We start from the raw sequence: 22,702 nt of genomic DNA, 5'->3' as shown, positions 1-22,702 counted from the left end.
TGACATGTCGGGAGAGCCGCCCGGTGACATCGGGAAAGGGGCGGCGGGGATAGCCTCGCCGTATGAGCCGCCCGCCCACCTTCACCCCGCCGCCCTGTGCCACCTCCCGAGTCCTGCGCACCGAGCGCGGCGACTTCGCCGTCCTGGACGCCGTACCGCGTACCCCGGCACGGGCCACCGCCCTGCTGCTGCCCGGATACACCGGCAGCAAGGAGGACTTCATCGCGCTGCTGGAACCGCTGTGCGCGGCGGGCTACCGCGTGGTCGCCGTGGACGGCCGGGGGCAGCACGAATCACAGGGGACGGACCGTCAGGAGAGTTACGCCCAGGGCGAGTTGGCGCGCGATGTGCTGGCCCAGGCGGCGGCTCTGGACGTCGGTGACGGGAAGCTGCACCTGCTCGGGCACTCGCTCGGCGGACAGATCGCCCGCGCCGCCGTCCTGCTGGACGCCACCCCGTTCCGCTCGCTGACGCTGATGTCCTCGGGCCCGGCGGAGGTCGTCGCGGCCCAGCGGGACAAGGTGAAGATGCTGAGCGACGCGCTGTCCGTGCTGTCCATGGACGAGGTGTGGCAGGCGATGCAGGCACTGGATCCGCCGCAGGACGCGGACACCGGTGACGGCGCGGACCTGCGCCGCCGCTGGCTCGCCCACAATCCGGCCCAGTTGATCGCCACCGGGGCCCAGTTGGCGGCCGAGCCGGACCGGGTGGACGAGCTAGCCGCCGTCGGGCTGCCCGTCCACGTCCTGTCCGGGGAGCGCGACGACGTGTGGCCGGTGGAGCGGTTCGACTCCATGGCCCGGCGTCTCGGCGCCCGCCGCACCACGATCGCCGGCGCCGAGCACTCCCCCAACACCGCCCGCCCGCAGGAGACCGCGAAGGCGCTGGCGGCGTTCTGGGACGGCCTGCCGACCGTCTGACGCACCTTCGGGGCGGCCCGTCGATCCCTCCGTCGCCCGGGCCCGTCAGTACTGCGACTGCAGGTGCTGCCAGAAGCCGTCGCGGAGCGCCCGCCGCAGATGCGCGTGGCCGCGCAGCGAGTGCTGGAGCAGGCGTTCCGCCTCCACCAGGAGGTCCTGGTCGACGGAGCCCGGCAGATAGGGGTGGCCGGGCAGCAGGTCGGCCAGGGATTCCCGGCCCCGGGCGGCGAGCCAGGCGGCGGCGATCTGCGCGCCGACGAACCGGACGTCCTCCCGGGAGGGGGCCGGGGTGTCGTCCTCGTACGTGGTGACGGGCCGCCGGGTGACGTAGGGGCGGCAGAAGTCGAGTTCGAAGGTGCGCTGGCTGTCGACCTCCCACAGCAGCGGTTCGGCCTGGTTGCGTCCTTCGGCGGCCTCGATGCCCCAGAGGTGCACGCGCGCCCCGTAGCCCTGGGCGGCCTCGACCGCCGAGACCAGGTCCTCGTCGCCGCCGACGAGCGCCGCGTCGCTGATGGCGCGGTGCCGGGCGAGGGATTCGAGGTCGGTGCGGATGAGCGAGTCGACGCCCTTCTGCTGGTTGTTGGCGTTGAGGTTGCCGAGCCGCACCTTGACGTCGGGGAGTTCGGCGATGGCCTGCTGCTCGGTGGTGTGGATGCGGCGCCGGGCGCCGTCGTACCAGTAGACGCGCAGCAGCCTGCTGTCCGCGAAGATCGTGCGGGCCTTGTCGATGAAGGCCTCGATCAGCCCTTCGGCGTCGAGGTCGAAGGAGCGCCGGTCCTCGGTGCCGGTGACGAGCAGCCCGGCCGCCGCGTACACATAGCCGGCGTCCACGAAGATGGCGTGCGTCGACGGAGTCTTGGAAACCTCGATGAGCATGCGCTGGAGCAGCTCGTTGGTGCGGTCCAGGCGGGCGCCGAGGTCGGCTCCGCCGATGAACTGCGGGTCCGCCTCGTTCATGCGAACCTCATGGTCTGTGGTGATGTGGCTACCGACGGGTACTTAGACATCCAAAAAATTTCCTTAGCGTAGGGAATGTTTGCAGGGGGCAAGCCGTTGTAACCCACGTGGAACGCGAGGGAAGCCTCGCGTTCCTAGTCTTGCCGGTGGGACGCCCCACCGGCGCCAGTAGTTCTCCAGCAGTTCTCCAGCAGGAGGATCAGACGAAGGGAAGCCCTATGCGCTTCGAGATCATGCGACTCGACGACGTCGACGGTACCGCCGTGGACAGCACCGTCGTGGACGCCGCCTCCGTCAACCGGATCGTGCAGCAGGCCGCGGCGATGGGCCAGCGCATCTACATCCGGCCGGCCGACAGCTCGGCCTCGTAACACCTGACGTTGTGAAGACGAAGCGCCCCCGCACGGAACGTCCGTGCGGGGGCGCTGTGGTGCGCGAGGGCCTCAGGAGCCGGTGGGGGCTTCAGGAATCTGCGGGCCTCAGGAGTTCTGGATGACCTGGGTGACGCCGTTGATGATCTGCTGCACGGCGATGGCGGAGAGCATCATGCCCGCGAGCCGGGTCACCAGGACCACGCCGCCGTCCTTGATCACGCGGATGATGACCAGCGAGTAGCGCATGGTCAGCCAGAGCACCACGTGCATGGCCACGATCGCGGACCAGACCGAGAGCTGACCGCCCACGCCGTCGGCGTGCTGCACGGCGAGGATGACCGAGACGATCGCGCCGGGCCCGGCCAGCAGCGGCATGCCCAGCGGTACGAGCGCCACGTTGACGTCCTTGGTCTGCGTCGGCTCGTCCGTCTTGCCGGTCAGCAGGTCGAGGGCGATGAGCAGCAGCAGGAGTCCGCCCGCGATCATCAGCGCGGGCACGGAGACATGCAGGTAGTCGAGGATCTGCTGACCGAGCAGCCCGAAGACGGCGATCACGCCGAACGCGACCGTGACGGCCTGGAGCGCCATCTTGCGCTGCACCTTGGCGGGGCGTCCCGCGGTGAGGGCGAGGAAGATCGGCGTGATCCCGGGCGGGTCCATGATCACAAATAGGGTGAGAAAAAGGGATCCGAAGACGGCGACGTCGAACACAGTGAGCCTTGCGAGAGAAGAGCGGGCGGTACGGAGGGGGCGCGCGGGTCCGGGCAGCGGCCGTCGGCGTGCTGGACGCACGGCGGTACGCACAGGGGCGCGCGGGGAGTGGGACGTGGTGCGGAGGAGGGGAAGCGCTAGCGGCGGCCGGCTCCACCGGCGCCCGGCACCGGGAAGGCTCCCGTGGCGCGCCGGGTGATCTCACCGTAGATCTCGGGGTCGGTGGTGCACTCGCCGAGTTCGACGGTCTTCCGGCTGCCGTGGTAGTCGCTGGAGCCGGTCGTGAGCAGCCCCAGGTCGCGGGCGAGACCGCGCAGCCGGGCCCGGGTGGGCTCGTCGTGGTCCATGTGGTCGACCTCGATGCCGTCGAGGCCGGCCTCGGCGAGCGCGGCGATCGTGGACTCGGGGACCACCGCGCCGCGTTTCACGGCGGCCGGGTGGGCGAAGACGGTGACCCCGCCGGCCGCCTTCACCAGGCGGACGGCCTCGAAGGGGTCGAACTCGTGCTTCTCGGCGTACGCCCGGCCGCCGTCGCCCAGCCAGTCGGGCGTGAAGGCGTCCGAGACGGTGGGTACGACGCCGAGTTCGACGAGGGCGGCGGCGACGTGCGGGCGGCCGACCGAGCCGTCCCCGGCGATGCGGGCGACCTGCTCCCAGGTGATGGGGACGTCGAGGGCGCGCAGCTTGCGGACCATCTCCTGGGCGCGCGGCACCCGGTCGTCGCGGACGAGCTCCCGGGCGCGCTCCAGCTCGGTGTCGGCCGGGTCGAAGAGGTACGCCAGCATGTGCATGCCCACGCCGTCGACGCGACAGGAGAGTTCGGCGCCGGTGACGAGGGTGAGCCCCTCGGGCAGCGCGTCGATGGCCTGCTTGTGGCCGCCCACGGTGTCGTGGTCGGTGAGCGCGACGACGTCCAGGCCCGCGGCGGCGGCGTTCGCGACCAGCTCGGCGGGGGTGTCCGTGCCGTCCGAGGCGGTGGAGTGGGTGTGCAGGTCGATGCGCACGACGCGTGACTCCGGGGCTCGCGGGCGGACGGGGGACCGCTCAAGGATAACCGCCGCACGCCAGGCCCCGGGCCGTGGAAGCCGCCGGTCCCACGTGATCTAGCGCTCGCCCGATCCCTGCCGGGGAGGCGCGTCCGGGACGGTGAGCAGGCGTGGGGTGAGGGCTCCGCAGGGCACGAGGTCCACTTCTCCCCCGGCGTCCCGCAGATCGGTCAGCACCAGCTCGTCGTACATCAGCAGCCCCGACTGCTCGGGCCACAGGATCACCCAGAGCCACAGCCCCCGTGCCTCGCCCGCGAAGACGGCGCGGTCCTCCGGGGCGTTCTTGACGTGCCAGAGCGGGGTGGGGCGGCCTGCGGCGTGGACCTTGGCGTCGGGGGCGGAGTCGACGTTCAGGTGGTGGCCGGGGTCCGGGCCCTCGATTCCGGCGTACCGGGCGCCGAGTCCGACGCCGAGCTCCTCGGCGACGAGCAGCAGTTCGCCCATCCCGCCCAGCGGGCCGGGCCCGGAGCAGGCCACGGCGCTCGCGCGTCCGCCGCTGCGGTCGTCGCCCGCGCTGGCGACGCCGGTGAACAGCCAGCCCACGGGAAGCGGCCAGGGCATCCAGACGGGGACCTGCGTGCGGTGCACCACGACGCCGAGCCCTTCGACGCTCGGCGGGATGACCGGCTGCATCGGGTGGACCTGACCGTGCACGGAGCACTGCCAAGCGTCGGCGAAGAGACCGGGCGCCCTGACCCGGCCACCGCACTTCGGGCAACTGGGTTCGCCCCTCATAAGGACCAACCGTCCTCCCCGCCGGTCCTCGCGTCAAGGACGATCACCCGTCCGGAGCGTGGCCCTGACCGGGGATAATAGATGTAGCTTGCATTTATTAGATTGCCTAACTTATTCTGTGCATAGCGCATCGATCCGGAGGAAGTCAGGGTCGGCGGAAGTTGAGGAGGAGAGAGTCCATGCACGGAGAGGACCCGTTCGACGAAGGGGCGACAGGGGCCGGAATCCTGCGCCAGCCGAAGGCCGTCTGGGCCACGGCGGGCGCCTCGGTGGTGGCCTTCATGGGGATCGGCCTGGTGGACCCGATCCTGCCGTCGATCGCCCAGGGGCTTGACGCCTCGGCGAGCCAGGTGTCGCTGCTGTTCACCTCGTACTTCCTGATCACCGCCTTCGCGATGCTGGTCACCGGCTTCGTCTCCAGCCGTATCGGCGGCCGCAAGACCCTGCTGGCCGGCCTCGCGCTCGTCGTCGTCTTCGCCGCGCTCTCCGGCACCTCGTCCTCCGTCGCCGAACTGGTCGGCTTCCGGGCCGGCTGGGGCCTGGGCAACGCCCTCTTCGTCTCCACCGCCCTCGCGGTGATCGTCGGAGCGGCGGCGGGCGGCAGCGCGGTGGCGATCCTGCTGTACGAGTCGGCGCTCGGCCTCGGCATGGCGTGCGGGCCGCTGCTCGGCGCACTGCTCGGGGACGCCAGCTGGCGCTACCCGTTCTTCGGCACGGCGGCGCTGATGGCGATCGGCTTCCTCTGCATCGCCGCGTTCCTCAAGGAGCAGCCGAAGCCCGCCGTCAAGACCTCACTGCTCGACCCGGTCAAGGCGCTCGGACACGGCGGACTGGCCTCGGTCGCGGCCTCGGCGTTCTTCTACAACTACGCGTTCTTCACGATCCTGGCCTTCACGCCGTTCGTGCTGAACATGACCCCGTACCGCTCCGGCGCGGTCTTCTTCGCCTGGGGCCTGCTGCTGGCCGTCTTCTCGGTGCTCGTCGCACCGCGCCTCCAGCGCCGCTTCGGCTCGCTCAAGGTGCTCGGGGCCTCGCTGGTGCTGCTCGCCGCGGACCTGCTGGTCCTCGGGTACGGCAGCCACAGCACGGCGATCGTCGCCACCATCGTCTCCGGCGCGTTCATCGGCATGAACAACACCGTCTTCACCGAGCTGGCCCTCGGGGTCTCGGACGCGCCGCGCCCGGTGGCGAGCGCCGGATACAACTTCGTCCGCTGGTTCGCCGCGGCGGCCGCCCCCTTCCTCGCCCCGAAGATCGAGGAGTGGACCGACATCCACATCCCGTTCGTGGTGGCCGCGCTCGCCGCCCTCGTCGGAGCGGCCGTCGTGGGCGTACGGCGTACGGCGCTGACCCGCGAGGCCGAGGAGCTGGAGCCGGTCCACGCGCGGGAGGACGGCGTGGCGGTGTTCGCCGACTGACCGTCCCCCGGAAGGGCCGGTCAGTCCAGCGGTACGGACGTGCGCAGCGGGTCGCGCAGGTCCGTACCGTGCGTCAGCCACCGCTCCTGGAGCTCCTGCGCCCCACGCACCCGCTTCCAGGCGGCCTCGTTGCGGGTCATCGGCAGCAGCGGCAGGAAGCGCACCGGGTCCATCGGCTCGTCCAGCTCCAGGTCCTCCACCAGACCACCGGACTCCGCGACCAGCACCGAGGTGAACGGCGCCCCGGTCCACAGCGGCTCGCCCAGGTCCAGCGAGGCTCCGGCGGCCACGATCAACCCCTCGACCTGCGGGGACGCGGCCAGCACGGCGAGCGGGCGCAGCACCTGGTCGGTGTCGGCGAGTCCGCCGCGTACGGACAGGATCAGTTCGGCGCGGGGGCCCTTCACCGGGTCGGCGAGCGGGGAGGTGGGGTCGGCCATCGGCTGCCCGGACATGCCGAGCGTCGCGTAGCGCACCACGTCGCCGTCGAGGAAGCGCAGCACCTCGATGCGGTCCGTGCCGAGGAACGTCACATCGGCGCGGGCGTCCGGTTCCCCGAGGGCGGAGATGAGCCGTGCCTCGACCAGAGCGAGAATTTCTGCCATGGCGCGAGCATAGATCGCGTAGGGAATGGGCAAAGTACGGGATTGGCCCTTGGGCGGCTGATAGCCTGGCCGCCGGTCGGGACAGCACGCAGAAGCGTTGCTCTTCTTCGTCCCGACGACACGTCGTCCCCCACGGGGGACCGGCCGGAGGAGGTGGGGACTGCCATGGATCCAAGTCGACCGTGCAGTACCAACCGCTCTTCCGTGCCTCGCACTTCCCGTTGATCCGACGCCTCGTCGGTCGTTCCGGGCCGACATCGCCGTCGTATCCGGACGACTCCCCGACAGCGGTTCGCGCGGCGGAAGAGCCCTTCGTCTTTGCTTGTCTGTAGCGAATTTTGCCTGTCTGTAGCGAACGCCGTCATCGCGCCCGCGCGGTGCCGCCCGCTTTGCGGACGTGAGCACACGTCCCCATTCCGGGCTGTTCCACGCCCTCGCCGACGGCCCTCCGTGAAGGAGCCAGCCATGTCGATGATCCGTGACCTGCGCGCCGCCGTGCGCCCGTCCCTGCGCCCGTCCCTCCGTAAGAACAGCGCCCCCTACAGCGCGTACGACACCACCCGCGACCCGTCCGCCTCCTCCGCCGTCGTCGACTGCGCCGTCTACCGCGACGGCCGCCGGCTGGTGACGCCCGCGACCCCGACGCCGCACGAGGCGATGCTCCAGGTGCGGGAGGAGGGCGGCTTCGCCTGGATCGGCCTGCACGAGCCGACCGAGGCCGAATTCGCCGGTATCGCCCGGGAGTTCGGGCTGCACCCGCTGGCCGTCGAGGACGCCGTCCACGCCCACCAGCGGCCCAAGCTGGAGCGCTACGACGACACGCTGTTCACCGTCTTCAAGACGATCCACTACGTGGAGCACGCCGAACTGACCGCGACCAGCGAGGTCGTGGAGACCGGCGAGGTGATGTGCTTCACCGGCCGGGACTTCGTCATCACCGTCCGGCACGGCGGCCAGGGCTCCCTGCGCGCCCTGCGCCACCGCCTCCAGGACGACCCGGAGCTGCTCGCCAAGGGCCCCTCCGCCGTCCTGCACGCCATCGCCGACCATGTGGTCGACGGGTACATCGCGGTGGCCGAGGCGGTGCAGGACGACATCGACGAGGTGGAGATCGATGTCTTCTCCACTCCGGCCAAGGGCAGCCCGCGCGGTTCGGACGCGGGCCGGATCTACCAGCTCAAGCGGGAGGTGCTGGAGTTCAAGCGGGCCGTATCGCCGCTGCTGCGGCCCATGCAGCTGCTGAGCGAGCGCCCGATGCGGCTGATCGACCCCGACATCCAGAAGTACTTCCGCGATGTCGCCGACCACCTCGCCCGGGTCCAGGAGGAGGTCCTCGGCTTCGACGAACTGCTGAACTCGATCCTCCAGGCCAACCTGGCGCAGGCGACCGTCACCCAGAACGAGGACATGCGCAAGATCACCTCCTGGGCGGCGATCATCGCCGTGCCGACGATGATCTGCGGCGTCTACGGCATGAACTTCGACTACATGCCCGAGCTGGAGTGGAAGTACGGCTATCCGATCGTGCTGGGCGTCATCGGCGCGGTCTGCTTCTCCATCCACCGCATCCTCAAGCGCAACGGCTGGCTCTGAGTCCTCGCGCCGGGTCGCTGAGTAAGCTCGCGCCCATGACTGATGCCGCCGACCTGCTGGAGAGGGCCCTCGTCGAGGAGGCCACGAAGAAGTCCGGGCTCGTCTGGGTGCGGGGCACCGGGCCGGCCCGTGCCGTGTGGCACATCTGGCACGAGGGCGCGGCGCTGCTGGTCGGCGGCCCCGGCGAGCAGCCGCTGCCCGAGGGGCTGGCCGACGGCGGCCGCGCCGAGGTGACCGTACGGAGCAAGGACAAGGGCGGCCGGATCGTCGCCTGGACCGCGGCCGTACGTCTCCTCCCGCCGCGCTCCGAGGAGTGGGAGGCGGCGGTCGCCGAGCTGAAGGGCAAGCGGCTGAACGCGCCGGACGCCGAGTCGCTGACCGAGCGATGGGCGAGCGGGTGCACCGTGGTGCGGCTGACGCCCGACACCGTCAGCACCGCGCTGCCGGACACCTCGCTGGCGGCCGTGCCGCTGCCGACCGGGGCCACCACCCGGCAGTCGGCCCCGGCCGCGCTCCCCCGGCTGCTGCTGAAGCGGCGCGGCAAGCGCTGAGCCGGCGGTCCGGGACCGGCCTTCGGAAGAGGCTTCGGGACGGGGCTTCGGAACGAGCGCTTCGGAACCAGGGCTTCGGAACCAAGGCTTCGGATCAGCCGGAGGACTTGGGGAGCTGGCCGCCGTAGTCGACGGTGTCGTCCTCCTGCGGGGCCTCCAGCGGGAAGGCCTGTCCCCAGTCGGCCAGGGTGACCGTGCCCCCGCCGCCGCCCCGGGCCACCCGTACCGGATACGGCCGGCCCTCCAGCGAGACGTCGAACGCCCCGCCCTCGCCCTTGCCGCCCAGGATCTGGATGGTGCGCTGCCCGGCGACCGTGTCCCGGCCGCCCTTGTTGATCTTTCCGTGCAGCGCGAGCACTCCGTCGAGCAGGACCTTCTTGTCGGTGAAGCCGCGCAGCTGGCGGTAGCTGGGGTCGCCCTCGGGGACCTTCACGTACTTGCCGCCCAGCTTGTCGGCAGCCGCCACGTCGGCGGCCCCGCCCGCGTCGGAGCTGCCCTCGTGGGTCCAGAACTCGGCGGGGGCCTTGAGGAAGAGTTCGTCCTCGACCCGCAGCAGCGCGAAGCTCTGCTTCTTCGAGGTCACCGAGCCCATGCCGCCCTTCGCGTTGAGCTTCATCTCCAGCCGGTAGGTGCCGCCCTTGCTGACGAGCGTGCCCGACAGCCGTACGGCGCTGGCCGCGTCGGCCGCCGCTCTGGCCTTCTTGTCGATCTCGGCGGCGGTGAGTTTGGCGACGCCGTTGGTCCCCTTGTCCGGGTCCTCCTCCGTGCCGCAGGCGGCCAGGGCCACGGTGAGCCCTCCGCACAGCACGAGAGCGAGGGCGGTCCGGCGATGGTTCCGCACGGCCGGGGCGAAAGAGGTCACGGGCGCACTGCCTCTCAACTGCGATCGGGGGTGGCAGACGGCAGCGTACCCGGGAGGAGCTCGCCCTCCGGCGGCCAGCCGTACGGACGGGTCCGCCGGGGCGCGGTGCGGCGGCACGGGCTAGCCTGATCCCGGCGTACGGCTGTCCGCGTACGGTGAAACGCGCTGGTCGCGGAGGCGGTCACAGAGAAGCGCGAAGAAGCACGGAGCTAGGAGGCGGCGCATGGCGGCAGGAGCCCCCAGGGTCTTCGTCTCGCATCTCTCCGGAGTGCCCGTGTTCGATCCGAACGGGGACCAGGTCGGCCGGGTCCGGGACCTGGTGGCGATGTTGCGGGTCGGCGGACGGCCGCCGCGCATCCTGGGTCTGGTCGTCGAGGTGGTCAGCCGGCGGCGGATCTTCCTGCCGATGACCCGGGTGACCGGCGTCGAGTCCGGCCAGGTCATCACCACCGGCGTGGTCAACATGCGCCGCTTCGAGCAGCGGCCCACCGAACGGCTCGTCCTCGGCGAGTTCCTCGACCGGCGGGTCCGGCTGGTGGACGGCCATGGCCAGGAAGGTGAGGAGGTCACCGTCCTGGACGTGGCCATCCAGCAGCTGCCCGCCCGCCGGGACTGGGAGATCGACAAGTACTTCGTCCGCAAGGGGCGCGGCGGGGCGCTGCGCCGCAAGGGCGAGACGCTGACGGTGGAGTGGTCGGCGGTCAGCGGCTTCTCGCTGGAGGAGCACGGGCAGGGCGCCGAGAACCTGGTCGCCACGTTCGAGCGGCTGCGCCCCGCAGATGTGGCCAACGCCCTGCACCACCTCTCCCCCAAGCGCCGGGTCGAGGTGGCCGCCGCGCTGGACGACGACCGGCTCGCCGACGTCCTGGAGGAGCTGCCCGAGGACGACCAGGTGGAGATCCTCGGCAAGCTCAAGGAGGAGCGGGCCGCCGACGTCCTGGAGGCGATGGACCCGGACGACGCGGCCGACCTCCTCTCGGAGCTGCCCGAGGAGGACAAGGAGCGGCTGCTGACCCTGATGCGGCCGGACGACGCCGCCGATGTGCGCCGGCTGATGGCGTACGAGGAGCGCACGGCGGGCGGTCTGATGACGACGGAGCCGATCGTGCTGCGCCCGGACGCCACGGTGGCCGACGCGCTCGCCCGGGTCCGGCAGGCGGACCTGTCACCGGCCCTCGCCGCCCAGGTGTACGTCTGCCGCTCGCCCGACGAGACGCCGACCGGCAAGTACCTGGGCACCGTGCACTTCCAGCGGCTGCTGCGCGACCCGCCGTTCACCCTGGTCAGCTCGATCGTCGACAGCGACCTGGTGCCGCTGCCCCCGGACACCCCGCTGCCGACGGTGACCAGCTATCTGGCCGCGTACAACCTGGTCTCGGCGCCCGTCGTGGACGAAAGCGGTTCGCTGCTGGGCGCGGTGACCGTGGACGACGTCCTGGACCACCTGCTGCCCGAGGACTGGCGCGAGACCGACTTCCACGGCGAGGAGGGCATCCGCCATGGCCGCTGACCGGGAGGAGCGGTCGAAGGCCGCCTCCACGGGCGCCTCCGGGCTGATGCGCCCGCCGCGGACCCGGCTCGACCAGCCGAAGTCGCCGCGGCGCCGGCTGCTGCCGGAGTACGACCCGGAGGCGTTCGGCCGGTTCTCGGAGCGGATCGCGCGGTTCCTGGGGACCGGACGGTTCATCGTCTGGATGACGCTGATCATCATCGTCTGGGTGGCGTGGAACATCTGGGCGCCCAAGGATCTGCGCTGGGACGAGTACCCGTTCATCTTCCTGACCCTGATGCTCTCGCTCCAGGCCTCCTACGCGGCCCCGCTGATCCTGCTCGCGCAGAACCGGCAGGACGACCGCGACCGGGTCACCCACGAGCAGGACCGCAAGCAGAACGAGCGCTCCATCGCCGACACCGAGTACCTCAGCCGGGAGATCGCGGCGCTGCGGATGGGCCTCGGCGAGGTCGCCACCCGCGACTGGATCCGCTCGGAACTCCAGGACATGGTGAGAGACATGGAGGACCGGCAGATCCTCCTCACATCCGAGAGTGACGAAGGCGACCGCTGACGCGCTACCCGCCCGTAGGGCCCAGCGCCGTAACATCGTCGGTATGGCTACGGAAGACGCGGTGCTTGAGGCACTGTCGACAGTGAACGACCCGGAGATCCACCGCCCGATCACCGAGCTGGGCATGGTGAAATCGGTCGAGATCGATCCTGACGGTGTAGTCGCTGTCACGGTGTATCTCACGGTCTCCGGCTGTCCGATGCGCGAGACGATCACCAGGAACGTGACCGAGGCGGTCGCCCGGGTCGAGGGCGTCTCGCGGGTCGAGGTGACCCTCGACGTCATGAGCGACGAACAGCGCAAGGACCTGGCCAGCTCGCTGCGCGGCGGCACCGCCGAGCGTGAGGTGCCCTTCGCCCAGCCCGGCTCGCTGACCCGGGTGTACGCGGTCGCCTCCGGCAAGGGAGGCGTCGGCAAGTCCTCGGTGACGGTGAACCTCGCCGCGGCGATGGCGGCCGACGGGCTGAAGGTCGGCGTCGTGGACGCGGACATCTACGGGCACAGCGTGCCCCGGATGCTCGGCGCGGACGGCAAGCCCACCCAGGTCGAGAACATGATCATGCCACCGTCCGCACACGGCGTGAAGGTCATCTCCATCGGCATGTTCACCCCGGGCAACGCGCCCGTGGTCTGGCGCGGTCCGATGCTGCACCGGGCGCTCCAGCAGTTCCTCGCCGATGTGTACTGGGGCGACCTGGACATCCTGCTGCTCGACCTGCCGCCGGGCACCGGCGACATCGCGATCTCGGTGGCGCAGCTCGTGCCGGGCGCCGAGATCCTGGTCGTCACGACCCCGCAGCAGGCGGCGGCCGAGGTGGCGGAGCGGGCCGGCTCGATCGCCGTGCAGACCCACCAGAAGATCGTCGGCGTGGTGGAGAACATGTCGGGCATGCCGTGCCCGCACTGCGACGAGATGGTCGACGTGTTCGGCTCGGGCGGCGGCGCACGGGTCGCCGAGGGGCTGACGCGGACGGTCGGCGCCGAGGTGCCGGTGCTCGGCTCGATCCCGATCGATGTACGGCTGCGCGAGGGCGGCGACGAGGGCAAGCCGGTCGTCCTGTCCGACCCCGACTCCCCGGCCGGCAGCGCGCTGCGCTCGATCGCGCAGAAGCTGGGCGGCCGTCAGCGCGGCCTGTCGGGCATGTCGCTGGGAATCACCCCACGCAACAAGTTCTGACCCACCCACTCAACCCGAGCACAATCAGCCCGTCCGGCGCTTGAGGACATCTTTCCCGCGCGGCGCCGGACGAGGCCGAGCACCACCCAGCCCGTCCGGCGCTTGAGGACGAAGCGGCCCGCCGGCCGCCCCCGGCCCTACGCGTACGTCGCGATGTCCTTGATCACCGCGAAGCCCAGACCGTACGCGCTCATCCCCCGCCCGTACGCCCCGATGTGCACACCCTCGTGGGCGGACCCGGCGAGCACCCAGCCGAATTCGGACTCGCGGTAGTGGAACTCCACCGGCACCCCGTCCACCGGCAGGGAGAGCGTCGACCAGGGCGCGTTGCCGAGGTCGTCGGCGAGGGTGAACGCCGTCTCGGTCTGCTGGTCCAGCCAGTCGTCGCGCAGGGAGTGGTCCATCTGCGGCGGCCAGGTGTACGCCAGCAGCCCCGAGCCCGCGAGCCAGGCCGCCGAGGACACGGTGGTGGCGTCCAGCACGCCCGTGCCGTCGCCGCTGCGTCTCACCGGGCTCGCGGCCACCGTGATCACCGCGGCGAACCGCTCCTTGTCGGCGGAGCCGTCCGTCTTCACGGAAGGCTCGTCGCCGTGCCCGACCGCCCCGTGCTGCACCGTGCCGTCCGCCGCGGTGCCGACCTGCATCAGCCAGCGCGGGCCGGTGAAGGCCTCGTCCAGCCCGTACCAGGAAAAGGGCGCTTTCAGGTAGCCGTCGACGGTACGCCGAGCCGCCGGCACCTCCTCCGCCGTGGCCGTGCCCGGTACACCGTCCGTATCAATCCGACTCGTCGTCTCCATCTGCGCGGCCGCCTCCTCGATCAGTCATGATCCGGAGCGGCCCGCCCCCCGCGGGCTTGGGCGTCCTCGCAACCGGACAGATGGAGAATAGCCATACCGTCCGGGCGAGTCGGGATTGACCGGGGTCAGGTGGCGCGTCAGGTGGCGTCCGCGTCGAACGGCGGGCGCTCGGGCTGCGGCTGCGGCGGAGTCTTCTTCAGCAGGTCAGGAGCGGTGTCGCCGGTCTTGGTGAGGCTCGTGGCAGCGCCGTCCGCCGACGCGCCCGCCGAGCCGTTCGCCGCACTGTTGGCGGTATCGGATGCGGCCGGGGTACGCCCGTTGACCGCGTCGGTGACGTCGGCCATCTCCTTGCGCAGGTCGAAGCTCTCGCGGATCTCCTTCAGCCCCAGGTCGTCGTTGCCGTCCATGAGCTGCTTGCGGACGAACGTCTTGGGGTTGAGGTCCTCGAACTCGAAGTCCTTGAACTGCGGGCCCAGCTCGGAGCGGATGTCTTCCTTCGCGCTGTCCGAGAACTCGCGGATCTTACGGATGGTGCGCGTGACGTCCTGGATCAGCTTGGGCAGCTTGTCGGGGCCGAAGACCAGCACGGCCAGCACCCCGAGCGTCAACAGCTCCAGTGCGCCTATGTCATTGAACACCTTGCTGCTCCTCGTGTTCTCCGCGTGTTCTCCGTGCGATCGCGGCCCGGGGCTCCCAGCTGCCCGGACCGCTCAAAGGTACCTGTCGAAGGTGTCCGGGCGGTACCTCGCGGTGCCGCCGGACGGACGGTCGGGCGACCACGGGTACGGGCGGCTGGGGGACCGGCACTAGCTGCCGCTCGCCGAGCCGAGCTTCAGGGTCACGGTCCGCTCCTTGCCGTCGCGGGTCAGCTTGAGGTCGAGGTCGTCGCCCGGACGGTGGGCCCGGATCTTCACGATCAGCTCCTCGCCGCTGTGCACGCGCTGGCCCTCGACCTGGGTGATGACGTCGCCGGACTTGATGCCCGCCTTGTCGGCGGGGCCGTCCTTCGCGACGGCGGGAGCGCCGTCGGCTCCCTTGGCGCCGACCTTGGCCCCGTCGCCGGTGTACTTCATGTCCAGCGTGACGCCGATGACCGGGTGGGTGGCCTTGCCGGTGCTGATCAGCTCCTCGGCGACGCGCTTGCCCTGGTTGATGGGTATAGCGAAGCCGAGGCCGATGGAGCCGGACTGGCCGCCCGCCTCGGGGCCCCGGCCGCTGTCGGCGGCACGGATGGCGCTGTTGATGCCGATGACATGGGCCTGGGTGTCGACCAGCGGTCCGCCGGAGTTGCCCGGGTTGATCGGGGCGTCGGTCTGGAGGGCGTCGACGTAACTGATGTCGCTGCCGTCGCCCTTCTCGCCGCCCGCGGTGATCGGCCGCTGCTTGGCGCTGATGATGCCCGAGGTCACCGTGTTGGACAGGTCGAAGGGGGCGCCGATGGCCACCACGGGGTCGCCGACCTGGACGTTGTCGGAGTTGCCGAGCGGCAAGGGCTTGAGGCCGGAGACGCCGCGGACCCGGACGACCGCGAGGTCGTAGCCGCTGTCCTTGCCGACCAGCTCGGCGGAGGCCGTCTCGCCGGTGCTGAACGTGACGGTGATGTCGCCGCTGGAACCGGCCGGGGCGACGACGTGGTTGTTGGTGAGGATGTGGCCCTGGCCGTCGAGGACGAAGCCGGTGCCCGTGCCGGACTCGGCGGTGCCGCTGACATGCAGGGTGACCACGCTGGGCAGGGCGCTGGCGGCGATGCCCGCGACGCTCTCGGGGGCCCGGTCGCCGCTGTCGCGGGTCGCCTGCGGCAGCTCGACGGTGGTGAGTCCGCCGTTGCGCTCGATGTACGCGCCGACCCCGCCGCCGATGCCGCCGGCGACCAGGGTCAGCAGGAGCGCCCCCATGAACGCCCCGCCCCGGCGCTTCTTCCTGCCGCCGGGCTCGATGCCCTCGGGAGGCCCCGGCCGGGTCAGCGGCTGCCCCGGAGCGCCCCACGGGTCGTACTGGAGCCACTGCGTGTGCTGCTGCGTGGGTGCCCCCGGCCCCGGGTGCGGGGGCGTGGGTGCGAAGGTGTCGGCGGGCCGGGCGTGCGGGGGCGTGAAGCCGTCGGCGGGGGCGGGTGCGGGCTGTGGGGGCGGGGCTGCTGCCGGTGCGGGGGCCGGGGGGCCAGCGGCGTTCGTCGCGGCGTACTGCGGGGGCGGTCCGCCGGCGCCCGGCGGTACGACGGTGCCGTGGGCCGGGGTCGGCCGCTGCACCGGCGGGGCGGGCGCCCAGGGGCCGGGCCCGCCGTAGGGCGGGGTGCGGTACTCGTCGGGCTCATGCAACGGCTGCCCGGACGGACGGGGGCCCGGGACCTCCTGGCCGTGCCCGTCCGGCCGGCCGGAGCTGTCGGAAGGCTGAGCCGGAGCCGGAGCCGGGACCGGGGCCGGGCTCTGGGCGGTCGGCTCACGGTCCGCGGCGGTCGGCTCGTGGTTCTCGCCGACCGGACCGTCCGACGCGACCGGGCCGTCCGACGGGGCCGGTGCGGGCGTCGCCGGGTGGGCGTCGTCCGCCGGGGCCGTGACGCCGGGCGCCCGGCCCGTGCCGTCCGCCGCGGGGCGGCTCCACCACTTCGCCTGCGGCCCGGTGGGCTTCCCGTCGTCCATGCTCTCCCCGCAACTGGCCTCTGTACGCCCCACAGAGGCGTCCCTCACCGGAATTCAACCAGGTTTGCGAATCCTCGCGCAGGGTCCGGTCAGGGCCGGGGGGAAAGCGGGCTCGCCAGATCGTTGGTGGGCGAGCCCGGGGGCGGCCCCGAGGTGACCGGGGAGGGGGTGGTCTTCGGTGCCGCACCGCCGCCGAGCGCGGCCGCCAGCAGCGGGGCGCCGGACGTCGTCGGGCGTATCAACGGCGGCACGGACACATTCAGCACCGGGAGCGTGAACGGGTGTACGCCCGAGGCCGCGCCGCCGAACAGCGGCGGAACGGCCGGCGGCGCCTGCCGGTTCACCGGCGGGGTGACGGCCGGAACCACCGGGGTCGTCCCGGTGAGCGACGGAGGCATCCCGTTCGTCCCGGCCGGGGCCGCGCCGGACACGGGCCGCTCGGCCGCCGGGCCGTCGCCGGTCACCGCGAGCGCGCCGCCGCCGCGGTGGCTGACCGCCTTGGTGCCGTTCTCGGCGCGGGTCTCGGCGTCGAGCGGGGTGACGGTGTTCCCGGTGCCCTCGGCGCGCAGGGGCGATTCGGGGCCGGAGTCCAGCGGCAGCGTGCCGCCGAGCGCGATGGCCGCGAGGGACACGGCACTGGCCGCGGCGAACGCGAAGCGCCGCCCCCGCCAGGGCGAGCGGTCCGCGTCGCGGGCCACCTCGTGTATGCGGAAGGCCGAACCGGAGGCGGCGCCGCCGCGCAGCACGGCGGTGGAGCCGTGGGTGGCGGGGAGGTAGCCGAAGCCGTCCAGCGGGGAGGGCGCGGTGTCGGCGCGGGTGCTGCCGCCGGAGGGCCGCAGCCCGGGGAAGAACTCATCGGCGAAGGGCCCTCGGCCGCCGAACGGTCCGCCGGGGCCGGTGTCGTCGTCGCCAGGACCCCCGGGAAGGCCCTGCAGGCGGGCCAGGAACCCCTCGGAGGGCGAGGGCGAGGCGGACGTGGCGAAGGCGCTCTTGAGGCGGCGCTGGGCATCGGCCTCGGCCTTGCACTTGGCGCAGGTCGCCAGGTGGGCCAGGACCCGCTCGCGGGCGTCGTGTTTCAGCTCACCGTCGACCAGCGCGGCGAGGCGGTCCCCCAGGTGCGCTTCCGCGGGGGTGGGTCCTGTGCCGCTCACGCCGTTCCGCCCTCCCCCGCCAGGACCGCGTCCGCCAGAGAGCGCTGCTCGGCGCGGGCCTCGGGCGAACGGTGCTTGAGCGCCTTGCGCAGGTGCGAGCGACCGCGGTGGATACGGCTGCGGACGGTGCCGAGCTTCACCCCGAGGGTCGCGGCGATCTCCTCGTAGCTGAGGCCCTCGATGTCGCAGAGGACCACGGCCGCACGGAATTCGGGCGCGAGGGTGTCCAGCGCCTGCTGCACGTCGGCGTCGAAGTGGGTGTCGTTGAAGACCTGCTGCGGGGACGGCTCACGGCTGGGCAGCCGCTCGGCCGCGTCGTCGCCGAGCGAGTCGAAACGGATGCGCTGCTTGCGCCGGACCATGTCCAGGAAGAGATTGGTCGTGATGCGGTGCAGCCAGCCCTCGAAGGTGCCGGGAGTGTAGGTCGACAGCGAGCGGAACACCCGGACGAAGACCTCCTGGGTCAGGTCCTCGGCGTCGTGCTGGTTTCCCGTCAGCCGGTAGGCAAGGCGGTACACGCGACCGCTGTGCGTGCTGACGATCTCTTCCCATGAGGGCGGGGTCCACGCCTGAGAATCCGCATCAGAGGCGAAGGTCGCGGTCGGTGCGGAGTCTTCGGAAGAACGGTCAGCAATGTTGGTCACGGATTTCGGCTCACCGGCCGACCTGAGCAGGCGCCTCAGCACCCCTCCCCGGTCCACAGGCGCAGCCGCACCTCCCCTATCGGCTCTGGTGGTGTCCAGTGGAGCCCCTACCATAGCCACCTCGCCCGTTAGCTCCGGATAAGCCTTTTTCCCTGATGGGGCCGGGCATCACCCGGGACTTCACCGCGGCTCGCCGGTCCGATCCGCGGACCCGGTCGCTGCGCTTTCCCCACTCCTTGCACAACGCCCGGTCCCATCTGCGGGTTCCCGGGTCCAGCGGATACAGTCACCGTTGCGCCAACTACGGGGACAGGAGAGGGTCATTACCGCCAACCGGCAGACGAGCTGGGCGTTCGCCGACGCCTTTGTCGCCGAGGACGAAGCACTGCACGTGGCCCGGGAGCGGGCTCGCGAGCTGGGGCTTCGCTCGGTGTCACCGGGCACCGGCGCTGCGCTGCGCCTGCTGGCAGCCGCCGCGGACGCCAAAGCGGTGGCGGAGATCGGCACGGGCACGGGCGTGTCCGGCATCTATCTCCTGCACGGAATGCGGCCGGACGGGGTCCTGACCACGGTGGACCCCGAGCCCGAACGTCAGCAGTTCGCCCGGGAGGCGTTCCGCGAGGCGGGCTTCGCCACCAACCGGGCCCGGTTCATCCCCGGCCGCGCCCTGGACGTCCTGCCCCGGCTCGCGGACGGCGGTTACGACCTCGTCTTCTGCGATGGCGACCGGCTGGAGAGCCTCGATGTGCTCGCTGAATCGTTGCGCCTGCTGCGACCCGGTGGCCTGGTCTGCTTCGAGGGCGTCTTCGCGGACGGCCGCACCGTCGACTCCGCGGCCCAGCCGGCCGAGGTGCTGCGGCTGCGGGAGCTGCTGCGGGCGGTGCGCGAGAGCCAGGAGCTGATGTCGACCCTGCTGCCGGTCGGCGACGGCCTGCTCTGCGCGGTCCGGCGCGGCTGAGCACCCGTAGAACCTCGCGCCGGACGCACCACTGCCCGGTACGGAATCCGTACCGGGCAGTGGTGAAGGTGATGGGCGTTCCGCGTCAGCCGACGACCTTCTTCAGCGCGTCGCCGAGGGCATCGGCCTCGTCCGGAGTCAGCTCGACAACAAGCCGACCGCCGCCTTCGAGCGGAACGCGCATGACGATGCCCCGCCCCTCCTTTGTCACCTCGAGCGGGCCGTCGCCCGTCCGCGGCTTCATGGCCGCCATGCTCGTTCCCCTTCCTGAAACCAGCTCATCGCAACCGGCGGCCCCATGACAGGCGCTGCCTCACCGGCATCGAACACATTGCTTCTTCGCCATTATCCCGCATCAAGGACCCCGATGACCAACATCGGTCTGCATCGCTTGCGCAACGCGCTCTCGCAAAACCACTCAATTCGGCGATCCGGCTGCGATACTGCGCCGCCCCGGACCCCCAGGTGAGAGCCAATTGTTAGACGCAGGTCACATCTCTGCCCCGCCTCTCATCGGCCATGCTTGCCTGCAGTGGCAACGATGCCCGAGCAGCGAGGGGATACCTAAATGGCCGACGAGCCGGCGAACACCGTCCTGTACGACGTGAGCGAGGGTCTCGCGACGATCACGATCAACCGGCCCGACGCGATGAACGCGATGAACACCGCGGCGAAGGTCGCGCTGCGCGACGCGCTGCGGGCGGCGTCGGCGGACACGGGCGTGCGGGCGGTGCTGCTCACGGCCACCGGGCGCGCCTTCTGCGTCGGCCAGGACCTCAAGGAGCACGTCGCCACGCTCACGGCCACCCGCGAGGCGGGCGGCGGGAACGCGCTGAGCACGGTGCGGGAGCACTACAACCCGATCGTGCGGGCGATCACGGAGATGGCCAAGCCGGTGGTCGCCGGGGTGAACGGCGTCGCGGCCGGGGCCGGGTTCGGTTTCGCGCTGGCGGCCGACTACCGGGTGGCCGCGGACACCGCTTCCTTCAACACCTCGTTCGCGGGCGTCGCACTCACCGCGGACTCGGGCGTGTCCTGGACCCTGCCCCGGCTGATCGGGCCGAGCCGCGCCGCCGATCTGCTGTTCTTCCCGCGTTCGATCTCCGCGCAGGACGCGCTGGAGCTGGGCCTCGTCAACCAGGTCGTCCCGGCGGCCGAGCTGGCCGAGCAGGCGGCGGCGGTGGCCCGCACGCTCGCGGACGGCCCCACGGTGGCGTACGCGGCGCTGAAGGAGTCGATGGCGTACGGGGCGGGGCACACGCTCGCGGAGACCCTGGAGAAGGAGGACGAACTCCAGACCCGGGCGGGCGCGTCGCAGGACCACACCATCGCGGTGGAGGCGTTCCTCGCCAAGGAGAAGCCGGTCTACCTCGGGAAGTAGCCGCGGCTCAGCCCGGTGCGCTGCCGCCGCCGCGCGCCACGCAGTCCACGAGGTGGTCGTCGACCAGTCCGCAGGCCTGCATCAGCGCGTAGGCGGTGGTGGGGCCGACGAAGCGGATCGAGCGCTTCTTCAGGGCCTTGGCGAGTGCGGTGGACTCCGGTGTCACCGCCGGGACGTCCGACAGCGCGCGCGGAGCGGGGCGGCCGGCCGGGTCGGGGGCGTAGGACCAGATCAGCTCGTCCAGCTCCCCGGCCGGCCACTCGGCGAGCACCTTCGCGTTGGCGAGGGTCGCGTCGACCTTGGCCTTGTTGCGGATGATCCCCGGGTCGGCCAGGAGCCGCTCCCGGTCGGCGTCGGTGAACTTCGCGACCGCCCCGATCCGGAATCCCTCGAACGCGGTACGGAAGGTCTCGCGGCGGCGCAGGATCGTGAGCCAGGAGAGCCCGGACTGGAAGGCCTCCAGACAGAGCCGTTCGAAGAGGGCGTCGTCCCCGTGGACCGGCCGGCCCCACTCGGTGTCGTGGTAGGCGAGGTAGTCCTCGGTGGACAGGCCCCACGGGCAGCGGAGCCCGCCGTCGGGGGCGGGCAGGGCGGCGCTCATCGGCCGTCCTCCTCGGCGCGGTCCGGGCTCTCGCCCCGGTCGCCCGGCTCCGCGGGCCGGTCGCCGGGCTGCTTGAACAGGTCCGTGCCGCTCGTCACCGCGGCCGCCTGTGCCCCGGCCAGGGTGGATTCCAGCTCCGCGATCCGGGCGTCGCGCTCGGCCAGCTCGGCGCCGAGCCGGGACAGGGCCTCGTCGACGTCCGCCATCCGATAGCCGCGGGCGGCCATGGGCAGGCGCAGCGCCTCGATGTCCGCCCGGCCGACCGGGCGGCTCGCGGGCAGGGGGTCGGTGAACCGCTCGGGCGGGACGTCCTGGAGCACCGCGCTCCCACCGCCGCCGACCACCGCGAGGGTGACCGCGGTGACGACCACGACCATCGTGAGCAGCAAGAACCAGAACACGCGCATCTCCCCGGGGGCGGAAACCTCGTCCGGCTCCGATCGTGCCATGCGGCACGGACAGTCGGGGCCGACCTCGGAAGGCCTTAGGGTCGCAGGCGGACTATCTGAGGAGGAAACACGGGATGCGAAGCGGTGCACTCAGGCTGGGGCGGCGGGAATTCGGGCCGCACGAGCCGGTGATCATGGCGATCGTGAACCGGACCCCTGACTCCTTCTACGACCAGGGCGCGACCTTCGGGGACGAGCCGGCGCTCGCCCGGGTCGAGCGGGCGGTGGCCGAGGGCGCCGCGATCATCGACATCGGCGGGGTGAAGGCCGGCCCCGGCGAGGAGGTGAGCCCCGAGGAGGAGGCGCGCCGCACGGTCGGGTTCGTCGCCGAGGTCCGCCGCCGCCACCCGGACGTGGTGATCAGCGTCGACACCTGGCGGCACGACGTGGGCGAGGCGGTCTGCGAGGCCGGGGCGGACCTGCTGAACGACGCGTGGGGCGGGGTGGACCCGAAGCTGGCGGAGGTCGCCGCGCGGTACGGGGCGGGACTTGTGTGCACGCACGCGGGCGGCGCGGAGCCGCGGACGCGGCCGCACCGGATCGCGTACGAGGACGTGATGGCGGACATCCTGCGGGTGACCGTGGGGCTGGCCGAGCGGGCGGTGGAGCTCGGGGTGCGGGCGGACGGGATCATGATCGATCCGGGTCATGACTTCGGGAAGAACACCCGGCACTCGCTGGAGGCGACGCGGCGGCTCGGGGAGATGAACCAGACCGGGTGGCCGGTGCTGGTGTCGCTGTCCAACAAGGACTTCGTGGGCGAGACGCTGGACCGGCCGGTGAAGGAACGTGTCGTCGGCACGTTGGCGACGACGGCGGTTTCGGCGTGGCTGGGGGCGCGGGTGTATCGGGTGCATGAGGTGGCGGAGACGCGGCAGGTCTTGGACATGGTGGCGTCCATCGCCGGGCATCGGGCGCCGGCCGTTGCCCGGCGGGGGCTGGCGTAGTCCGGACCCCGCCTGCCCGGCGGGCGGGGTCCGGGGCGCTGCCCCAGGCCCCGCTCCTCAAGCGCCGGAGGGGCTGAAAAGATGTCCTCAATCGCCGGACGGGCTTGATTTTGGCGGGCCCGT

General features: G+C 71.8%; 25 protein-coding genes. 11 read left to right on the top strand and 14 right to left on the bottom strand.

What is annotated here, in order from left to right:
• The first annotated feature begins 62 nt into the window (after positions 1-62).
• Positions 63-920, top strand: a complete 858-nt coding sequence (locus G3I54_RS17920; protein ID WP_164615866.1) for an alpha/beta hydrolase — start codon at positions 63-65, stop codon at positions 918-920.
• 45 nt (positions 921-965) lie between these two features.
• Here G3I54_RS17920 and G3I54_RS17915 read toward each other — a convergent pair whose 3' ends face one another.
• Positions 966-1,877, bottom strand: a complete 912-nt coding sequence (locus tag G3I54_RS17915) for an NYN domain-containing protein (protein WP_164615865.1) — start codon at positions 1,875-1,877, stop codon at positions 966-968.
• 218 nt (positions 1,878-2,095) lie between these two features.
• Between G3I54_RS17915 and G3I54_RS39010 the strand changes: the two genes are divergently transcribed.
• Complete coding sequence (locus G3I54_RS39010) at positions 2,096-2,248, top strand: hypothetical protein (protein ID WP_007446805.1); 153 nt, start codon at positions 2,096-2,098, stop codon at positions 2,246-2,248.
• 108 nt (positions 2,249-2,356) lie between these two features.
• On the opposite strand, the gene G3I54_RS17910 is transcribed toward G3I54_RS39010, so the two are convergent.
• The 3 genes from G3I54_RS17910 to G3I54_RS17900 all read right to left on the bottom strand — a co-directional run bounded on the left by G3I54_RS17910 (position 2,357) and on the right by G3I54_RS17900 (position 4,743).
• Positions 2,357-2,962 carry a MarC family protein gene (locus G3I54_RS17910; RefSeq protein WP_010061609.1) on the bottom strand — a complete coding sequence of 202 codons (606 nt, stop codon included), beginning with the start codon at positions 2,960-2,962 and terminating at the stop codon, positions 2,357-2,359.
• Between the two features lie 137 nt (positions 2,963-3,099).
• Positions 3,100-3,966 (bottom strand): PHP domain-containing protein, encoded by an 867-nt coding sequence (locus tag G3I54_RS17905; RefSeq protein ID WP_164615864.1) that lies wholly within the window; start codon positions 3,964-3,966, stop codon positions 3,100-3,102.
• A 99-nt stretch (positions 3,967-4,065) separates the two neighbouring features.
• Positions 4,066-4,743 (bottom strand): DUF6758 family protein, encoded by a 678-nt coding sequence (locus G3I54_RS17900; RefSeq protein WP_164615863.1) that lies wholly within the window; start codon positions 4,741-4,743, stop codon positions 4,066-4,068.
• A gap of 179 nt (positions 4,744-4,922) precedes the next feature.
• On the opposite strand from G3I54_RS17900, the gene G3I54_RS17895 reads away from it, so the two are divergent.
• Positions 4,923-6,161, top strand: coding sequence for an MFS transporter (locus tag G3I54_RS17895; RefSeq protein ID WP_164615862.1), 1,239 nt, complete (start codon positions 4,923-4,925; stop codon positions 6,159-6,161).
• 20 nt (positions 6,162-6,181) lie between these two features.
• Here the strand turns inward: G3I54_RS17895 and G3I54_RS17890 are convergent, their stop codons facing one another.
• Positions 6,182-6,766 carry a suppressor of fused domain protein gene (locus G3I54_RS17890; protein WP_164615861.1) on the bottom strand — a complete coding sequence of 195 codons (585 nt, stop codon included), beginning with the start codon at positions 6,764-6,766 and terminating at the stop codon, positions 6,182-6,184.
• A 465-nt stretch (positions 6,767-7,231) separates the two neighbouring features.
• Here G3I54_RS17890 and G3I54_RS17885 point away from each other — a divergent pair, with 465 nt between their 5' ends.
• Positions 7,232-8,359, top strand: coding sequence for a magnesium and cobalt transport protein CorA (locus G3I54_RS17885; RefSeq protein WP_164615860.1), 1,128 nt, complete (start codon positions 7,232-7,234; stop codon positions 8,357-8,359).
• Positions 8,360-8,394: 35 nt separating this feature from the next.
• Positions 8,395-8,910: a hypothetical protein gene (locus tag G3I54_RS17880; RefSeq protein ID WP_164615859.1), complete on the top strand. Its 516-nt coding sequence runs from the start codon at positions 8,395-8,397 to the stop codon at positions 8,908-8,910.
• A 94-nt stretch (positions 8,911-9,004) separates the two neighbouring features.
• Here G3I54_RS17880 and G3I54_RS17875 read toward each other — a convergent pair whose 3' ends face one another.
• A complete protein-coding gene (locus tag G3I54_RS17875) occupies positions 9,005-9,772 on the bottom strand; it encodes a hypothetical protein (protein WP_164615858.1) in 768 nt (255 codons plus the stop codon).
• Between the two features lie 223 nt (positions 9,773-9,995).
• Here G3I54_RS17875 and G3I54_RS17870 point away from each other — a divergent pair, with 223 nt between their 5' ends.
• The 3 genes from G3I54_RS17870 to G3I54_RS17860 are packed head-to-tail and all read left to right on the top strand — an operon-like array spanning position 9,996 to position 13,015.
• On the top strand, positions 9,996-11,282 hold the full coding sequence (locus tag G3I54_RS17870; protein ID WP_164615857.1) for a CBS domain-containing protein: 1,287 nt from the start codon (positions 9,996-9,998) through the stop codon (positions 11,280-11,282).
• Entirely contained in the window at positions 11,272-11,838 is a 567-nt protein-coding gene (locus tag G3I54_RS17865; RefSeq protein ID WP_164615856.1) for a DUF1003 domain-containing protein, read from the top strand. Before G3I54_RS17870 ends, G3I54_RS17865 begins: the two co-directional genes overlap by 11 nt.
• A 43-nt stretch (positions 11,839-11,881) precedes the next feature.
• Positions 11,882-13,015 carry an Mrp/NBP35 family ATP-binding protein gene (locus G3I54_RS17860; protein WP_164615855.1) on the top strand — a complete coding sequence of 378 codons (1,134 nt, stop codon included), beginning with the start codon at positions 11,882-11,884 and terminating at the stop codon, positions 13,013-13,015.
• Positions 13,016-13,152: 137 nt separating this feature from the next.
• On the opposite strand, the gene G3I54_RS17855 is transcribed toward G3I54_RS17860, so the two are convergent.
• The 5 genes from G3I54_RS17855 to sigE all read right to left on the bottom strand — a co-directional run bounded on the left by G3I54_RS17855 (position 13,153) and on the right by sigE (position 18,357).
• Positions 13,153-13,812, bottom strand: coding sequence for a hypothetical protein (locus G3I54_RS17855; RefSeq protein WP_164615854.1), 660 nt, complete (start codon positions 13,810-13,812; stop codon positions 13,153-13,155).
• A 137-nt stretch (positions 13,813-13,949) separates the two neighbouring features.
• The gene (locus G3I54_RS17850; protein WP_164615853.1) at positions 13,950-14,450 is read right to left on the bottom strand and encodes a sec-independent translocase; all 501 of its coding nucleotides are present in this window, start codon (positions 14,448-14,450) and stop codon (positions 13,950-13,952) included.
• A 168-nt stretch (positions 14,451-14,618) separates the two neighbouring features.
• Positions 14,619-16,448 (bottom strand): trypsin-like peptidase domain-containing protein, encoded by a 1,830-nt coding sequence (locus tag G3I54_RS17845; protein ID WP_164615852.1) that lies wholly within the window; start codon positions 16,446-16,448, stop codon positions 14,619-14,621.
• 89 nt (positions 16,449-16,537) lie between these two features.
• On the bottom strand, positions 16,538-17,599 hold the full coding sequence (locus tag G3I54_RS17840; protein WP_164615851.1) for a zf-HC2 domain-containing protein: 1,062 nt from the start codon (positions 17,597-17,599) through the stop codon (positions 16,538-16,540).
• A complete protein-coding gene (gene sigE, locus G3I54_RS17835; protein ID WP_179500089.1) occupies positions 17,596-18,357 on the bottom strand; it encodes an RNA polymerase sigma factor SigE in 762 nt (253 codons plus the stop codon). The genes G3I54_RS17840 and sigE overlap by 4 nt, the downstream gene beginning before the upstream one ends.
• A gap of 178 nt (positions 18,358-18,535) precedes the next feature.
• On the opposite strand from sigE, the gene G3I54_RS17830 reads away from it, so the two are divergent.
• Positions 18,536-19,201: an O-methyltransferase gene (locus tag G3I54_RS17830; RefSeq protein WP_164615850.1), complete on the top strand. Its 666-nt coding sequence runs from the start codon at positions 18,536-18,538 to the stop codon at positions 19,199-19,201.
• Between the two features lie 85 nt (positions 19,202-19,286).
• Here G3I54_RS17830 and G3I54_RS17825 read toward each other — a convergent pair whose 3' ends face one another.
• Entirely contained in the window at positions 19,287-19,454 is a 168-nt protein-coding gene (locus tag G3I54_RS17825; RefSeq protein ID WP_003966491.1) for a DUF3117 domain-containing protein, read from the bottom strand.
• A gap of 315 nt (positions 19,455-19,769) precedes the next feature.
• Here G3I54_RS17825 and G3I54_RS17820 point away from each other — a divergent pair, with 315 nt between their 5' ends.
• Complete coding sequence (locus G3I54_RS17820) at positions 19,770-20,582, top strand: enoyl-CoA hydratase-related protein (RefSeq protein ID WP_164615849.1); 813 nt, start codon at positions 19,770-19,772, stop codon at positions 20,580-20,582.
• Between the two features lie 7 nt (positions 20,583-20,589).
• Here G3I54_RS17820 and G3I54_RS17815 read toward each other — a convergent pair whose 3' ends face one another.
• Together G3I54_RS17815 and G3I54_RS17810 are read right to left on the bottom strand one after the other, a co-directional pair.
• Complete coding sequence (locus G3I54_RS17815) at positions 20,590-21,183, bottom strand: DNA-3-methyladenine glycosylase I (RefSeq protein ID WP_164615848.1); 594 nt, start codon at positions 21,181-21,183, stop codon at positions 20,590-20,592.
• Positions 21,180-21,590: a cell division protein DivIVA gene (locus tag G3I54_RS17810; protein ID WP_239144418.1), complete on the bottom strand. Its 411-nt coding sequence runs from the start codon at positions 21,588-21,590 to the stop codon at positions 21,180-21,182. Before G3I54_RS17810 ends, G3I54_RS17815 begins: the two co-directional genes overlap by 4 nt.
• Positions 21,591-21,706: 116 nt before the next feature.
• Between G3I54_RS17810 and folP the strand changes: the two genes are divergently transcribed.
• Complete coding sequence (gene folP, locus G3I54_RS17805) at positions 21,707-22,579, top strand: dihydropteroate synthase (protein ID WP_164615846.1); 873 nt, start codon at positions 21,707-21,709, stop codon at positions 22,577-22,579.
• Positions 22,580-22,702: the final 123 nt, after the last annotated feature.

Source organism: Streptomyces sp. SID14515, assembly GCF_010548505.1.
GTDB lineage: Bacteria > Actinomycetota > Actinomycetes > Streptomycetales > Streptomycetaceae > Streptomyces > Streptomyces caviscabies.
This window is presented reverse-complemented; position numbering and strand designations above follow the sequence as displayed.

What these genes read in the sequence shown, in the direction of transcription:
- G3I54_RS17915 (WP_164615865.1), bottom strand. Translation starts at nt 1,877, where the DNA reads ATGAACGAGGCGGACCCGCAGTTCATCGGCGGAGCCGACCTCGGCGCC.
- G3I54_RS17865 (WP_164615856.1), top strand. Translation starts at nt 11,272, where the DNA reads ATGGCCGCTGACCGGGAGGAGCGGTCGAAGGCCGCCTCCACGGGCGCC.
- folP (WP_164615846.1), top strand. Translation starts at nt 21,707, where the DNA reads ATGCGAAGCGGTGCACTCAGGCTGGGGCGGCGGGAATTCGGGCCGCAC.
- G3I54_RS17900 (WP_164615863.1), bottom strand. Translation starts at nt 4,743, where the DNA reads ATGAGGGGCGAACCCAGTTGCCCGAAGTGCGGTGGCCGGGTCAGGGCG.
- sigE (WP_179500089.1), bottom strand. Translation starts at nt 18,357, where the DNA reads ATGGTAGGGGCTCCACTGGACACCACCAGAGCCGATAGGGGAGGTGCG.
- G3I54_RS17870 (WP_164615857.1), top strand. Translation starts at nt 9,996, where the DNA reads ATGGCGGCAGGAGCCCCCAGGGTCTTCGTCTCGCATCTCTCCGGAGTG.
- G3I54_RS39010 (WP_007446805.1), top strand. Translation starts at nt 2,096, where the DNA reads ATGCGCTTCGAGATCATGCGACTCGACGACGTCGACGGTACCGCCGTG.
- G3I54_RS17885 (WP_164615860.1), top strand. Translation starts at nt 7,232, where the DNA reads ATGTCGATGATCCGTGACCTGCGCGCCGCCGTGCGCCCGTCCCTGCGC.
- G3I54_RS17920 (WP_164615866.1), top strand. Translation starts at nt 63, where the DNA reads ATGAGCCGCCCGCCCACCTTCACCCCGCCGCCCTGTGCCACCTCCCGA.
- G3I54_RS17880 (WP_164615859.1), top strand. Translation starts at nt 8,395, where the DNA reads ATGACTGATGCCGCCGACCTGCTGGAGAGGGCCCTCGTCGAGGAGGCC.
- G3I54_RS17815 (WP_164615848.1), bottom strand. Translation starts at nt 21,183, where the DNA reads ATGAGCGCCGCCCTGCCCGCCCCCGACGGCGGGCTCCGCTGCCCGTGG.
- G3I54_RS17845 (WP_164615852.1), bottom strand. Translation starts at nt 16,448, where the DNA reads ATGGACGACGGGAAGCCCACCGGGCCGCAGGCGAAGTGGTGGAGCCGC.
- G3I54_RS17810 (WP_239144418.1), bottom strand. Translation starts at nt 21,590, where the DNA reads ATGCGCGTGTTCTGGTTCTTGCTGCTCACGATGGTCGTGGTCGTCACC.
- G3I54_RS17860 (WP_164615855.1), top strand. Translation starts at nt 11,882, where the DNA reads ATGGCTACGGAAGACGCGGTGCTTGAGGCACTGTCGACAGTGAACGAC.
- G3I54_RS17825 (WP_003966491.1), bottom strand. Translation starts at nt 19,454, where the DNA reads ATGGCGGCCATGAAGCCGCGGACGGGCGACGGCCCGCTCGAGGTGACA.
- G3I54_RS17890 (WP_164615861.1), bottom strand. Translation starts at nt 6,766, where the DNA reads ATGGCAGAAATTCTCGCTCTGGTCGAGGCACGGCTCATCTCCGCCCTC.
- G3I54_RS17855 (WP_164615854.1), bottom strand. Translation starts at nt 13,812, where the DNA reads ATGGAGACGACGAGTCGGATTGATACGGACGGTGTACCGGGCACGGCC.
- G3I54_RS17895 (WP_164615862.1), top strand. Translation starts at nt 4,923, where the DNA reads ATGCACGGAGAGGACCCGTTCGACGAAGGGGCGACAGGGGCCGGAATC.
- G3I54_RS17820 (WP_164615849.1), top strand. Translation starts at nt 19,770, where the DNA reads ATGGCCGACGAGCCGGCGAACACCGTCCTGTACGACGTGAGCGAGGGT.